The 13,341-nt window shown below is 38.1% G+C and carries 16 protein-coding genes; 6 read left to right on the top strand and 10 right to left on the bottom strand.

What is annotated here, in order from left to right; genetic code table 11:
• The first annotated feature begins 30 nt into the window (after positions 1-30).
• Both J3U37_RS11240 and ybaK read left to right on the top strand, forming a co-directional pair.
• Positions 31-849, top strand: a complete 819-nt coding sequence (locus tag J3U37_RS11240) for a hypothetical protein (protein WP_267374937.1) — start codon at positions 31-33, stop codon at positions 847-849.
• Between the two features lie 86 nt (positions 850-935).
• A complete protein-coding gene (gene ybaK / locus J3U37_RS11235) occupies positions 936-1,421 on the top strand; it encodes a Cys-tRNA(Pro) deacylase (protein ID WP_267329321.1) in 486 nt (161 codons plus the stop codon).
• Positions 1,422-1,591: 170 nt separating this feature from the next.
• On the opposite strand, the gene J3U37_RS11230 is transcribed toward ybaK, so the two are convergent.
• The 4 genes from J3U37_RS11230 to J3U37_RS11215 all read right to left on the bottom strand — a co-directional run bounded on the left by J3U37_RS11230 (position 1,592) and on the right by J3U37_RS11215 (position 4,756).
• A complete protein-coding gene (locus tag J3U37_RS11230; RefSeq protein ID WP_220218785.1) occupies positions 1,592-1,864 on the bottom strand; it encodes an HU family DNA-binding protein in 273 nt (90 codons plus the stop codon).
• 164 nt (positions 1,865-2,028) lie between these two features.
• Positions 2,029-2,631 (bottom strand): YjaG family protein, encoded by a 603-nt coding sequence (locus J3U37_RS11225; RefSeq protein ID WP_267374935.1) that lies wholly within the window; start codon positions 2,629-2,631, stop codon positions 2,029-2,031.
• Positions 2,624-3,697, bottom strand: coding sequence for a uroporphyrinogen decarboxylase (gene hemE / locus J3U37_RS11220; protein ID WP_267374932.1), 1,074 nt, complete (start codon positions 3,695-3,697; stop codon positions 2,624-2,626). The genes J3U37_RS11225 and hemE overlap by 8 nt, the downstream gene beginning before the upstream one ends.
• Positions 3,698-3,850: 153 nt before the next feature.
• On the bottom strand, positions 3,851-4,756 hold the full coding sequence (locus tag J3U37_RS11215; RefSeq protein WP_220218782.1) for a LysR family transcriptional regulator ArgP: 906 nt from the start codon (positions 4,754-4,756) through the stop codon (positions 3,851-3,853).
• Positions 4,757-4,964: 208 nt separating this feature from the next.
• Here J3U37_RS11215 and rpiA point away from each other — a divergent pair, with 208 nt between their 5' ends.
• From rpiA to J3U37_RS11195, 4 genes are all read left to right on the top strand, one after another.
• Positions 4,965-5,621, top strand: coding sequence for a ribose-5-phosphate isomerase RpiA (rpiA, locus tag J3U37_RS11210; RefSeq protein ID WP_220218781.1), 657 nt, complete (start codon positions 4,965-4,967; stop codon positions 5,619-5,621).
• 61 nt (positions 5,622-5,682) lie between these two features.
• A complete protein-coding gene (gene serA, locus J3U37_RS11205) occupies positions 5,683-6,924 on the top strand; it encodes a phosphoglycerate dehydrogenase (protein ID WP_220218780.1) in 1,242 nt (413 codons plus the stop codon).
• A gap of 769 nt (positions 6,925-7,693) precedes the next feature.
• Positions 7,694-7,858: a hypothetical protein gene (locus tag J3U37_RS11200; protein ID WP_267335085.1), complete on the top strand. Its 165-nt coding sequence runs from the start codon at positions 7,694-7,696 to the stop codon at positions 7,856-7,858.
• 699 nt (positions 7,859-8,557) lie between these two features.
• Positions 8,558-8,722: a hypothetical protein gene (locus J3U37_RS11195; protein ID WP_267374929.1), complete on the top strand. Its 165-nt coding sequence runs from the start codon at positions 8,558-8,560 to the stop codon at positions 8,720-8,722.
• Between the two features lie 256 nt (positions 8,723-8,978).
• On the opposite strand, the gene srlR is transcribed toward J3U37_RS11195, so the two are convergent.
• The 6 genes from srlR to srlA all read right to left on the bottom strand — a co-directional run bounded on the left by srlR (position 8,979) and on the right by srlA (position 13,151).
• Positions 8,979-9,758 carry a glucitol operon DNA-binding transcriptional repressor SrlR gene (gene srlR, locus J3U37_RS11190; RefSeq protein ID WP_220218779.1) on the bottom strand — a complete coding sequence of 260 codons (780 nt, stop codon included), beginning with the start codon at positions 9,756-9,758 and terminating at the stop codon, positions 8,979-8,981.
• Positions 9,759-9,859: 101 nt separating this feature from the next.
• Complete coding sequence (locus J3U37_RS11185) at positions 9,860-10,225, bottom strand: transcriptional regulator GutM (protein WP_267374926.1); 366 nt, start codon at positions 10,223-10,225, stop codon at positions 9,860-9,862.
• Positions 10,226-10,299: 74 nt separating this feature from the next.
• A complete protein-coding gene (srlD, locus tag J3U37_RS11180) occupies positions 10,300-11,079 on the bottom strand; it encodes a sorbitol-6-phosphate dehydrogenase (RefSeq protein WP_220218777.1) in 780 nt (259 codons plus the stop codon).
• Between the two features lie 10 nt (positions 11,080-11,089).
• Positions 11,090-11,458: a PTS glucitol/sorbitol transporter subunit IIA gene (locus tag J3U37_RS11175; RefSeq protein ID WP_220218776.1), complete on the bottom strand. Its 369-nt coding sequence runs from the start codon at positions 11,456-11,458 to the stop codon at positions 11,090-11,092.
• Between the two features lie 102 nt (positions 11,459-11,560).
• Positions 11,561-12,568: a PTS glucitol/sorbitol transporter subunit IIB gene (locus J3U37_RS11170; RefSeq protein ID WP_267374923.1), complete on the bottom strand. Its 1,008-nt coding sequence runs from the start codon at positions 12,566-12,568 to the stop codon at positions 11,561-11,563.
• Between the two features lie 34 nt (positions 12,569-12,602).
• Positions 12,603-13,151 (bottom strand): glucitol/sorbitol-specific PTS transporter subunit IIC, encoded by a 549-nt coding sequence (gene srlA / locus J3U37_RS11165; RefSeq protein WP_220218774.1) that lies wholly within the window; start codon positions 13,149-13,151, stop codon positions 12,603-12,605.
• Positions 13,152-13,341 lie beyond the last annotated feature (190 nt).

Below are 13,341 nucleotides of genomic sequence, written 5' to 3'. Positions count from 1 at the left end.
ATCAAGCGATTGCCACTCAGTGGATATAATATGAACAAACAATCAAGTTTAAGATTTAATGAAGTTTTCAAGCAAACTATTCATTTTATTAGCAATCGAATTGGGACGATTATTATTACCTGCATCATTTTTGGTGTATTAATGACATTGGCTATCAATAGTTTCTTTTATCAAGAATTACTAACTGAATTTGAAACTAATCCTGCTGTTATTATCTATCCCTTTTTTCAGTTTTATTTATTTCACACGTTTATAATAGCAATCATTATTGCAATGATTTATAGTTTTTCTCACTGTGATAATTTAAATATCAATAAATTAATATCTAACTCAGTAGCGAAATTTTTTCAGTTATGCGTTTTTTATTTACTATTTATTGGGGTGACATTAGTTCCTTTAATGATCGTCATTTTTTTATTACAGCATGTATTGTTATTACTATTTCCCCAACAAGGTGAAACGATATTTGACCTAATGATGACGATTGTTTCTTTAATTTTTCTATTTGTATTTTATTTTTATTGCGCATCTATCGTTGAACCTAAACAAAAAAGATTTAAGGATCTTTTTGCCGATGCCTTTAATTTTAGGATAAATCTTAAATCAGCAACAGCAATAATGTTCATTTGTTATATTGTTTGTGTCTGTGTTGTCTTACCACCGGTATTAAACTCACTAAACGCTGAAAATTACTTTGTTGTTATGAGTATTTTATTTTGTTTGACTTACTTTCTGATTTTTGTGTTGATAAGCTTTTTTTATCGTTTCATCACTTTACAGACCAATAATCAAACACCTGTATCGAAAAAAGATGAAGATGATCAGCAGTATAACAGTCTTATTTTGTAATCACTTTGCTTACTCGCTGGCTTTCCGTCAGCGGGTTGTTAAAGTTAGTTATTCAACGATTAAGGCCAATATCCGGATTAAATATCATGACACCTGCGATAAATCTTCTCAAAAAGCACAATATTCGTTTTCATCTTCATCAATATGATCATGACCCCAAACAGACACATTTTGGTCAAGAAGCCATTGATAAACTTGATCCTGATTCAAATGTAGTTGCCGGTCAAATATTCAAAACGCTCATTGTCAATTTAAATGGTGACAATAAAACATTTGCTGTTTGTGTTGTACCGGTTAATACCCATTTGGATTTGAAAAAAGCCGCTAAAGCGCTCGAATGTAAAAAAGTTGAGTTAGCCGATCCAAATTTGGCACAAAAAATTACCGGTTATTTGGTGGGTGGAATAAGTCCATTAGGTCAAAAAAAGCAATTACCCACACTCATTGACATAAGTGCAAATCAATTCGAAACGATGTTTATATCAGGTGGGAAACGTGGTTTAGAAATTGAGATTGCACCGCAAGCATTGGCAAGTATAGTAAATGCTAAATTGGTTGATGTTAGTGTTTAAACCAAAACAGTTTTAACCGGATAAATAGGGGTTATTAAATCAGGAAGAAGGAATAAAAGATAAGATAATATAATATTTTACGGCGTAAAAAAAGTTAATAGGCCACAAGACTAGGTCTTATGACCTCTAGATATCTTCTATCAATAAATCGACAGAAAATAAGCAAACAATTATTTGATTGCTTCTTTTAAGCTTTTACCAGAAACAAATGCTGGTACTTTACTTGCAGCAATTTTAATTTCTTTACCTGTTTTAGGGTTACGACCGGTACGAGCTTTACGAGCATTAACTTTAAACGTCCCAAAACCAACTAATTGAACTGGTTCACCTGCTTTTAATGATTCAGTTATAGCAGCTAAAGTAGCTTCTAAAGCTGTCTTTGCAGCAACTTTAGTTACACCAGCTTTGCTAGCAATTGCATCTACAAGTTCTGTTTTATTCATGGAGATATCCTTACATATTTATTTTATTGTTAATGTTGACATGATAAACAAAGTTAAAAAAACTTTGCAGCTGTAAACGTCTTTCAGACTACATTACTAGTAAATGTAGTCTATATTTCTCTAATGTTAAAGAAAAATTTATTAAAAAATAAAAAAAACACCCATTAAATGACTTGATTGCTCAAAAAAACACCAATATTACTGATTTTTTCAGACCTTATATCCGTCTTTAAGCCTTTTATTAAATCGATCATAACATTATTCTCATTACATAATAATCTAAATATCTCCCATTGCAAATCAAATTCTTCAATAACATCAGATAATTTTTCTTGCTCGCTTTCAGATAGAGAAATATTCGATTTGGTCATCTCAAATTCGGCAACAGTTGTGGCCGATATGCTGCTGACTTTAGCGGTATGTTCAGCGATCTCACCACTTAAATAGGAGTGCAAGATTTCACTTAATGCATGACAAGCATCAATTGCCGGATAAACCATATAAGGGCTATCTTCAGTAACGGTTGGAATAATCACTTCTAATTTTTCAAGTTGTAAATCGAAGTTAATTTTGGCATCTTGAACTAAGAGCGATTCCCAAATTAAATCTAGAATTTTTTTGAAGTTTTTGGCATCTTGTTCACACTGTTGTAAATTACAATAATAAACAAAGTTTGGATACATTCGTTCACACAAGCAAACCATAAATAATCGTTGTTGCCAATCTGCTAATTTTTCCACTCTTAATTGGACGGGATTTTTAATCATAATGAAACCTTTTGGACTGACGATGTACGGCGTCAACTAAATATTGTACATGCTCTACCGGAATATCGGGCAAAATTCCATGACCCAAATTAAAAACATGCCCATTATTATAGCCAAATTCTGATAAGAGTGATTCAACATTTGCTTCAATTGTCGGCTTATTGGCATATAAAACCGTCGGATCGAGATTACCTTGCAGCGCAATTTGCCCTTTATTGGCAATTTGACTTAAATTGACCGTCCAATCGACACCAACTGCATCACAGCCCGAACGCATAATGGTGTCTAACCATAAACCGCCACCTTTGGTAAATAATGTCACTGGTACATAAGACGTGATATCCTCACTCTTTTTACCTCGTTTTAATTGTGACAAAATTAGCTGCATATAATCTAATGAAAACGTTTGATAAGCTTGATGAGATAACACGCCGCCCCAAGAGTCAAAAATCATTACCGATTGCGCACCTGCTTCAATCTGAGCATTAAGATAAAGTGCAACACTGTGGGCTAACTTCTCTAATAAAAGATGCAGGGCTTTTGGTTCGCAATAAAGCATCTTTTTGATTTTACTGAAAGATTTGCTGCTTCCCCCTTCAATCATATAAGTGGCTAATGTCCATGGGCTACCGGAAAAACCAATTAACGGCACTTTTCCATTTAAGCTTTTTTTGGTTAAGCTAATTGCATCAGTAACATATTTAAGTGATTGATTGGGATCGGGAATCGGCAATTTTTCGATATCAGATAATTGAGTAATTGATCGGCTGAATTTAGGACCTTCTCCCGCTTCAAAATGGAGACCAAGCCCCATTGCATCAGGAATCGTTAAGATATCAGAAAAAATAATAGCGGCATCAAGATCAAAGCGTTGCAGTGGTTGTAAAGTGGCTTCGCAGGCCAGTTCAGGATTTTGACACATGGTCATAAAATTTCCGGCTTTGGCTCTTAATTGTCGATATTCAGGCAAGTAACGCCCCGCTTGACGCATCATCCATATTGGCGTGTAGTCTACCGGTAAACACTGCAAGGCACGTAAATAACGATCATTTTGTAATTGGCTCATTTTATCGACTCTTTAATAGAAGATGTTACGCTGTCAAAAAGTTTCAGAAAAGCACCATGTATCATAAGCACATGTCTAAAAAGTAATATATTTCAAATGGTTATATCTAAAAAATAATATGTTTCAGTAAAAAAGCTCAATACCCTTTGTATATTATTTTTTATCTTGCGGCTGTGATAATGTTCGCTGAGCATAACTAATCAATGTTTCTGAGATATTTTGCATGACACTGCTTTCCGGCGCAAAGCGATGCCAGTAAAGCATACGTCTTTGGTATAAACCTTCAGTTAAATTGACCAGCTCACCGGTTTTTAATTCCTGCTCAACTTGCAACATTGGGATCATACAGCACGCCGAACCTTGTTTAGCTAGCTGAACAAAAGCCTCAGATGAGCTAGTGATATGGCAAATCACACTGCCGGGGGTAAGATTAAAATTCTCTTGTAAAAACGCTTGATGCATATCATCCAAATGGTCAAAAGCCACCGCCGGCGCTTTTAATAGCGATGAGCGAGTCACGCCGTTAGGAAAGTATTTTTTAGCAAATTCCGGAGAAGCCACAAAAATATAGTCAAGCGCACCTAATCGATCCGACAAACAGCCAGGCAAAGGGTTGGCTTGAATACTAATGGCGGCAACAACGGTACCTAAACGCAATAGCTCTAAAGTATGCTCTTCATCTTTGACTTGAATGTCAAAACGTAAGATATTTTTATCCAAAACTGGCTTTAACGCAGGTAACACCCACGTTGCTAACGAATCGGCGTTAATGGCAATAGAGAGTGATAACGGCGTTGAATTTTGTTCATTGTCACCTAACCACTGCTGTTCTAACAATTCGACTTGATGCAATAATCCTAAAAGATGCTCACCTTGTTTAGTCGCTTTAGGCGGAATTGTTCTAACCAGTAATTGTTGGCCAAAAAAGCTTTCTAGTTGCTTGATACGTTGTGAAACCGCAGGTTGGGTAATACACAGTTTATCAGCCGCTCTTTCAAATCCTCGTTCTTTTATTACCGCATCTAATGCTTGTAATGCTCTATAATCTGGACGCTTCATAATCTCTTTACTAATGATTTGACCACAGCTTGGATAGTCAAGCTATATTAATTTTGCAAAAAAATTTAAACAGAACTTAAACTTAACATATTTTATAAAAATACTAATGATTTTTGCTTTCCAATTGGTTACTATGCCATATCTTCAACAATTTTGCTTTCAAAATTTTAATTTTTTAAGAAAAATTATACTTAAGTACGGTGATATCATGACGCAAGATGAATTAAAAAAAGCGGTGGGCTGGTCAGCATTAAAATTTGTTAAGCCCGGCGCACTAGTTGGTGTTGGCACAGGATCAACAGCTGCCCACTTTATTGATGCTTTAGCGACGATGAAAGATCAGATTAAAGGCGCTGTCTCAAGCTCGGAAGCATCGACCCAAAAATTAAAAAGCTATGGTATCACAGTGTTAGATTGTAACGATGTTGATAGTTTAGATGTCTACGTTGACGGTGCTGATGAAATTAATCATCAGTTACAAATGATTAAAGGCGGTGGCGCTGCGCTGACTCGTGAAAAAATTGTCTCAGCATTAGCCAAACAGTTTATCTGCATAGTTGATCAATCAAAAGTTGTTGATGTGCTAGGTAAATTTCCGTTACCGGTTGAAGTGATCCCAATGGCTCGCTCATATGTGGCAAGAGAGCTATTTAAACTCGGCGGAAAACCGATTTATCGTCAGGGTGTGATAACTGACAACGGTAATGTCATACTTGATGTCCACGACCTTGTCATTTCAACACCAACAGAACTTGAAGACCGCATCAATGGCATTGCCGGTGTGGTAACGGTAGGATTATTTGCCAACAAAGGCGCCGATGTTGCTCTAGTCGGTACGCCAAATGGTGTGACAGAATTAAGATAAAGCCTATTGCGCAAGCTGGCAGTATGTAACAATGATATAAAAAAGAAAGAGAGAGGAAAAAATGGTTGTTCAGGCGTTAACCAAAGATGAAAACAAATTTTTATTGCTTGAAGGGGTACACCCGACTGCGATAGAAACACTCAAATCAGCAGGCTTTACCAATATTGAGTATCATAAAAGTGCCTTATCGCAATCCGAACTGATCGAAGCATTAAAAGACGCACGTTTTATTGGCATACGTTCCCGAACAAACTTAACCAAAGAAATCATCGAAGCGGCGCCAAAACTAGCCGGTATTGGTTGTTTTTGTATCGGCACCAATCAAGTGGATCTTGATGCCGCTGCGGTAAAAGGAATACCTGTTTTTAACGCCCCCTTTTCCAATACTCGCTCAGTTGCTGAATTAGTGCTGGCCGAAGCCATTTTACTGTTACGCCGGGTACCAGAAGCGAACGCTAAAGCACATCAAGGAAAATGGAATAAAATAGCCACCGGATCGCATGAAGCTCGAGGCAAAAATCTGGGAATTATTGGTTATGGACATATCGGCAGCCAATTAAGTGTACTAGCAGAATCACTGGGTATGAACGTTTACTTTTACGATATTGAAACCAAATTACCATTAGGAAATGCCAAACAGATAGCCAGTATCAAAGAGTTACTCGCTATGAGCGATATTGTCAGTATGCACGTGCCGGAAAACGCAACCACAATAAAAATGATCAGTCACACTGAGTTTGACATGATGAAACCCGGCGCAATTTTAATTAACGCCTCACGTGGTAAAGTGATTGATCTGCAAGCATTAACGCAAGCGCTTGAAAGCGAAAAAATTAGCGGCGCAGCAATTGATGTTTTCCCAACCGAACCGGCGAGCAATAGCGATCCTTTTGATTCACCACTATGCAAATTTGATAATGTGATTATCACCCCCCATATTGGCGGATCCACAACCGAAGCGCAAGAAAATATCGGTATCGAAGTGGCGACAAAACTCGCCAAATACTCAGATACCGGCGCCACCCTATCGGCAGTTAACTTCCCCGAAGCATCATTACCGATTCCGGCGAAAGGATCCAGCCGTTTTATCAACATTCACCATAACCAGCCCGGCGTACTAACCGCAATCAACACCCTATTTGCCGAACAAGGCTTAAATATCTCAGCCCAGTATCTGCAAACCGATCCAAAAATTGGTTATGTGGTGATTGATATTGATCGCGTCGAGCAAAACAAAGCCGAAGAGTTATTAGTAAAACTTAAAAACGTCACCGGCACAATCAGAGCCAGACTCCTATTCTAATCACACCCCACGCAAGTGAACTGAGCGTCACTTGCGTAAAAATGCCAACCGCTAACCTTTCACCAAAGCCAAAAAATGCTTGTCAAGAAGTTTCAGAAAATATAGGTGTTTAAGCAAAAAACACAAATCCTTGACAAGAACTTTCAGAAAATACCCACGTTTCAGTATAAAATCAAAAAGTTTTAGATATTTCAAAAATATCCTAAACTCCTTATGCAGCTGCAAAGTAAAACCTTTTTTATAACTAAAAAGGTAGATTTTTCTAAACAACTTATGCAGCTATCAAGAGACAATTAAAAACGTGCTCGGTGGCAAAAAATTTCTAAACAGCTTATGCAGCCGTGAAGAATAAACAAATTGCATATGACTCATGTAACGATTTCTAAACGGCTTATGCAGCTTTGAAGACTTGATAGTTCTGCTCTGTGCTGTCCCGTCTTTTCTAAACGGCTTATGCAGCTTTCAAGTGTCGGTTTTTTGTTGAGTTCCTGCGTTTGTCTTTCTAAACGGCTTATGCAGCTTTCAAGTAGAATCTTACATACTATAAACATCGTTTATAAAAACACAAAGGGCAATTTTAGGTTTAAAAACCCTTTTTCTAACGCTTTCGCAATATATTGATTTTTAATGGTTTTATTTTTAGCTAAAAAAAAGGGGTTAAAAAGTTTGTATTTTAAACTCCACGACTATTTCTAAACGACTTACCATTAACTTTCTCAAAAACAAACAAGTGCACCAGACCGCACCTTCACAAAGCGCCGACAACTGAGTGAGGTTAGCACGCCAAACAGGGATGTTTGGCGAGGCGCTGCTTTGTCCGGAACAAATCAGCGCCGGTGCGTTAAGACCGAACGAAGGCGGAGGGCAGTCGAAGACCGCTTTGGGTGGTGCTGCGAGGGGGTTATTAGGGGGATTTCGCACAAAATCCCCCTAATTCGGACGCTGACACTGTAATGAAAATATCAACCAATTAACAGCGTCCGAAACCTACGGACTAAAAAACTGTAACTTTCAAAGAAAGTAAAAAACCTTGTCAAAAACTTCCAGAAAATACCTATGTTTCAGTATAAAGGCAAAAAGTTTTAGATATTTCAAAAATATCCTAAACCACTTATGCAGCTTCCAAGCATTAGAATGTTTTTAAATCTGATTGTTTTCTTTCTAAACAGCTTATGCAGCTTTGAAGAAAAACAGTATCTTTTGACGGTGTTTCTCGAGTTTCTAAACAGCTTATACAGCTTTGAAGTGCAATTGATAATTGAGCCTCATACCCTTCACTTTCTAAACAGCTTATACAGCTTTGAAGAAAGAGACTAGAGGGCTCTTAGTTATCGATGATTTCTAAACAGCTTATACAGCTTTGAAGTAGAAACTCACATACTATAAACATCGTTTATAAAAACATAAAGGGCAATTTTAGGTTTAAAAGCCCTTTTTTTTAGCGCTTTTGCAATATATTGATTTTTAATAGTTTTATTTTTAGCTAAAAAAAAGGGTTCATAAAGTTTGTATTTTCAATTCCACTACTAATTCTAAACGACTTACCATTACCTTCCACAAAAACAAACAAGTGCACCAGACCGCACCTTCACAAAGCGCCGACAACTGAGCGAAGTTAGCACGCCAAACAGGGATGTTTGGCGAGGCGCTGCTTTGTCCGGAACAAATCAGCGCCGGTGCGTTAAGACCGAACGAAGGCGGAGGGCAGTCGAAGACCGCTTTGGGTGGCGCTGCGAGGGGGTTATTAGGGGGATTTCGCATAAAATCCCCCCTAATTCGGACGCTAACACCAAAATGAAAATATCAACCAATTAACAGCGTCCGAAACCTGCGAACTAAAAACCCACAACTTTTAACTAAATTAAAAAACCTTGTCAAAAAGTTTCAGAAAATATAGGTGTTTAAGCAAAAAACACAAATCCTTGACAAGAACTTTCAGAAAACATAGGTGTTTAAGTAAAAAACGGTAATGGTAACCAAAGCCGCAATAAATAGTCGCTTACATGTATTTGGCTTATCAATAAGCTATAAAAAAGAACAACTACACTACGCCGTTAGCTATCAGCGACCTTAACTTTGATAACTTTGATATTTCGCTCAACAAGGGCATCATAATATTTATCATCTAAATTATCATCGGTAATAATGGTATCAACCGCACTTAAATCACACACCACATTGGGACTACGGCGGCCAAATTTTGAAGAATCGGCAAGTAAAATTAACTTAGCAGCGGCTTTACTCATCGCAACACTACCATGATAGCTTTCGTTAAAGGTTGTCACGCCACCGACTAAATCCACACCGTCAGCCCCCATAAACAGTTTATCAAAAGTATAGGATTCAAAAGCGGCAATCGCTGAAGCATTATTACTGTGAAAAGAGGCTGATTTACGGCGAAAGGTGCCACCTGTTAGGATAATAGTTTGATCGTTATCATTCGCCACCAGCTCATTTACCATATGTAAGCTGTTGGTCATAATAGTGAGATTATTAAATTGGGCTAACATGGGGATCATCTGTGCCACGGTGCTACCGGCATCAAAAATAATTGAATCACCTTCATGAATTAGTTTAGCCGCTTCGGCTGCTATCGCCTTTTTTGCGGCGGTATTGATGTAAGTTTTATGGTCAATAGCTCGATCACCAATCTCCCGATTTAACATAGCACCGCCATAAGTTCTTAAAACTAAACCACTTTCATTCAGTTGGGTAAGATCTTTACGAATGGTTGTACCGGTCGTTTGGAAATGGGCAACCAATTGATCAACACTTACTTGCCCATGATTTTGCAGATACTCTAAAATTGCAGTTTGTCTTTGCTTTACCTTCATGCTTAGATTCCATCATCATTATTAGCAGATATAAGAACTTATTTCGAAAATTATTATACTTTAAAATAAAAGAAAATACTTTTCATAATAAAAGTTTATTACTAATTATTTGCAGTAAGGGCGACACGTAATGCACTTTGTGAGGCAAGATCGTTTGGAAAGTATTGTATTGGATCGATTTGAGTGATCGATAAGCCATGTAAATCGCGCATCGCTTTTGGTAAAGCAAAAACGGTAATGCCCTTCATGATAACAGAGTCGATAACTACTTGATTTTCATCTAATGATAAAGCAATTAACACTCTAGGTTTAAAGCGTTTGGTTTGACTACGACCGACACCCAAATAAGTGCCTTTTTTCATGGCTAAAAATGCTTGATTGAAACGTCGAATCTGCACCCAGCTAAACACAATTTGGGTGCACCATGCAATAAAAGCCAGCACAATTAAGGTTGTTGTCATATTCATGGTGATCTCCGTTGATAAGCAAGGTAAATAGATGCGGCGAAAGCAATTGGTTTTGCTTTCGCGCGCTATTTTAACTAGAACATCACTTGTCCACCAGTAATATTAATGGATTGCCCGGTGCAGTAAGAGGCTTTATCGCTGGCATAAAACAGTAATACATTTAACACATCTTGATAATCACATCCTCTTTTGAGTGGCACTTTGTCAATATAGACTTGCTCAACTTCGCTTTCGGCAATACCTAATTTTTTCGCATATTGCGGGATCAATGATTGGAACATTGGCGATTTGAGTAAATTACCTAACATCAGTGAATTGACCGTAATGCCATAATCAGCCAGATCGAGCGCTAGCGATTGAGTTAATCCCACCCCACCGAATTTAGCCGCACTGTATCCGCAATTATGTTTGCTGCCGACTTTTCCTGATTTTGAGTTGATTTGAATAATGCGGCCGGCTATTTTGTGTTTTATCATCAATTTAGCAAATTCACGTGCACATAGAAAATAGCCGGTTAGATTGACATCAACCGAAAGTTGAAAATCTTTTAAGCTAAAATCGGTAATTGGTGCCGCTTTGGCCACCCCTGCACTATAGACAATTAAATCAACCCGATGAAAGGTATTATCGACATCTTGCGCCAGTTTAACGACACTTTCTTGATTGCCGGCATCAACCTTAAATCCTTGTGCCGTACCTGCACCATGTTTTTGATTAATTGCTTCGGCCACTTTGTTAGCATTATCTAAATTTAAATCCGCAACAACCACTTTATAACCGGCATCAGCAATCCCCAGGCTTAAAAATTCCCCTAGCGTTTGCCCGCCACCAATAACAACTGCAACTTGTTTCATTTTATATTCCTTAATTATTTACAATGCTAATTTCATCACCCACAAAAAGTTGAGCGGGTATGTCGCCTTTTACATGTACTGTTCCGGGTAATTCCGCTTGGCTACTACCGTCAAATCTTAATGTGATGTGACCCAATTGACGAAAATTGATGTTAGCGACATCGCCAACAGCTGTGATGTGATAAAGGTGCTTGCCTAATTGGAGTGTTTGCCCAACTTGCAGATCGTGTTTTAAATCGTCATGACTATGTACAAAACAGTAATCCGCCAAATCTGCCGGCGCGCCATTTTTAAACAGAATTAACATACCGTCAGCTAACGCTTCTTGAGCAAATTCACCGATTAGATCGATTTTTGAATGATAAATAACATTAGACATTATTAACCTTCTTTATTTGTAAGTTCTTAATCCAAAAATTTCTATTTTTTCCGCTACTTTTAGCAGGGATGAAATTCATCCCCGTGCTTTTGTTCAAATCATTTAATGATAGATAAAAAACGAGACTGCCCATGCAATAAGTACCGTTGGTGCGCCGGTCAGAAAACGGCTGACTAAAACAGCAGGTACCCCAACACGAACGGTATCTTGTTTAGCTTCCGCTAGCGATAAGCCAACCGGTATAAAGTCACATGCTGCTTGAGCATTAATGGCAAACAGTGCCGGTAGCGCTAAATGAGGCGGAATATTACCCAGTCCAATTTGAACGCCAACTAAGGTGCCAATCACTTGCGCAATAACGGCGCCGGGTCCTAAAAATGGTGAAAGTAGTGGGAATGAGCAGATCAACGCTAAAATGATTAACCCTATCGGATTATTTGCCAAAGGCACTAAACCATGGGCAATAAAGTCACCGAGTCCGGAGGCAATGATGATCCCAATAAGCGCCGAAACAAATGCCATAAAAGGCAGTATTGTTTTCAATACGGTATCTATCGTGTCACGGCCAGCTTGGAAAAATACCGCTACCCCCGATCCCATACCAATCCCGATTTTGGCTAACAGACCGTCACTTTGTTCGGTGATTTTTTTACTGCTGTCGTATTGCTTATAGCCGGTTGATTTTTGCTCTTCATCTATGATTGGCGGATTAGCGGATGCGTGATCGGCCGCATCACTTTGCTTTTCAATCAGTTGGATGTTATTGGGCTTGACTGCTGACACATAGATATCTTCCACAATATATTGCGCTAAAGGTCCGGATTTACCGGTGGCATGAATATTAATTGTAGGTACGCGATTTTTAGGGTAGATACCACAACGCAAGGTACCGCCACAATCAATGACAGCAACCCCGATCTCTTCTTTTGCCGGCTCGCCTTCTTTAAAACCGTCGATAGCTTCCCAGCCGGTTAATTCTACTAATGTGTCAACAATTGCTGGTCTTGTGCCGGCGGCGATATACACAATTTTTTTACCTGCAATAACCGGCAATTCTAAAGGGCCACCCCAACCCGCTTCGCCTTTTTCAATTCGAATAAATTTAGCCATTGTTGTATTCCTTCTTATAATGATTGATAAATATTTAGAGATGAACTTTTCTGTCTAATTTGATACCCATTTTTTTCTCAAAAATGGCGGTACAAAAGTCAGTTATCCAACCCCTAAAGAAGTTAGTGACAAGACCAACAAGAAAATAGCTAACCGCTAGCGGTCCTAATGGAAGATTTAATTGGGTTAAACCAGCGGCAATCCCTAAATAGACAAACAGCTCACCGGGATTAACGTGGGGAAATAGCCCATTCATGGAGTGGCAACTATAGGAAGAAGCTGCATAATAACTTGGCTTGTAAAACTCTGGCATAAAGCGACCTAAGCTTAATGTCATTGGATTACAAAATACAAATGTGCCAATTAAAGGTAATAACAGATAGCGTGAAATCGGATTACCGGCACAAGCTTGCGCTAAACGCTCAATCCGATCTTGCCCAATAAATTTAATTAGCGCATTCATCACAACGAGTAACGAAATTAACAATGGCAAAATGGCTGTTACCATGCCCACAAACACTTTGCCGCCCTCTTGGAATAAACCTATGAACCATTCGGCTCCAAACGAAATTGCATCAATCATATTGTCTCCTATTGAGTTAAATTTCGAAGGAATAGTAACAACTTTAAAAATCAAAAACTTTTAACTTTGTCACATTTTGAAATATTTTCTTTTATTTTGAAAGAAAATATTTAAAACAAAAGTTAACTTTAAAAGTTTTACAGATTCATAGATTGCTAAAATAGCAGTGATAGTCAACAATAGCTGTTTT

Source organism: Gilliamella sp. B3172, from assembly GCF_026536465.1.
In the GTDB taxonomy this organism is placed as follows: Bacteria; Pseudomonadota; Gammaproteobacteria; order Enterobacterales; family Orbaceae; genus Gilliamella.
Note: the sequence above shows the minus strand (reverse complement) of the source record. Positions and strands in the feature narration are given on the sequence as shown.

Bases quoted from the DNA above. Each gene is read 5' to 3' on its own strand.
- J3U37_RS11240 (WP_267374937.1), top strand. From the start codon at position 31: ATGAACAAACAATCAAGTTTAAGATTTAATGAAGTTTTCAAGCAAACT.
- ybaK (WP_267329321.1), top strand. From the start codon at position 936: ATGACACCTGCGATAAATCTTCTCAAAAAGCACAATATTCGTTTTCAT.
- J3U37_RS11230 (WP_220218785.1), bottom strand. From the start codon at position 1,864: ATGAATAAAACAGAACTTGTAGATGCAATTGCTAGCAAAGCTGGTGTA.
- J3U37_RS11225 (WP_267374935.1), bottom strand. From the start codon at position 2,631: ATGATTAAAAATCCCGTCCAATTAAGAGTGGAAAAATTAGCAGATTGG.
- hemE (WP_267374932.1), bottom strand. From the start codon at position 3,697: ATGAGCCAATTACAAAATGATCGTTATTTACGTGCCTTGCAGTGTTTA.
- J3U37_RS11215 (WP_220218782.1), bottom strand. From the start codon at position 4,756: ATGAAGCGTCCAGATTATAGAGCATTACAAGCATTAGATGCGGTAATA.
- rpiA (WP_220218781.1), top strand. From the start codon at position 4,965: ATGACGCAAGATGAATTAAAAAAAGCGGTGGGCTGGTCAGCATTAAAA.
- serA (WP_220218780.1), top strand. From the start codon at position 5,683: ATGGTTGTTCAGGCGTTAACCAAAGATGAAAACAAATTTTTATTGCTT.
- J3U37_RS11195 (WP_267374929.1), top strand. From the start codon at position 8,558: ATGTTTGGCGAGGCGCTGCTTTGTCCGGAACAAATCAGCGCCGGTGCG.
- srlR (WP_220218779.1), bottom strand. From the start codon at position 9,758: ATGAAGGTAAAGCAAAGACAAACTGCAATTTTAGAGTATCTGCAAAAT.
- J3U37_RS11185 (WP_267374926.1), bottom strand. From the start codon at position 10,225: ATGAATATGACAACAACCTTAATTGTGCTGGCTTTTATTGCATGGTGC.
- srlD (WP_220218777.1), bottom strand. From the start codon at position 11,079: ATGAAACAAGTTGCAGTTGTTATTGGTGGCGGGCAAACGCTAGGGGAA.
- J3U37_RS11175 (WP_220218776.1), bottom strand. From the start codon at position 11,458: ATGTCTAATGTTATTTATCATTCAAAAATCGATCTAATCGGTGAATTT.
- J3U37_RS11170 (WP_267374923.1), bottom strand. From the start codon at position 12,568: ATGGCTAAATTTATTCGAATTGAAAAAGGCGAAGCGGGTTGGGGTGGC.
- srlA (WP_220218774.1), bottom strand. From the start codon at position 13,151: ATGATTGATGCAATTTCGTTTGGAGCCGAATGGTTCATAGGTTTATTC.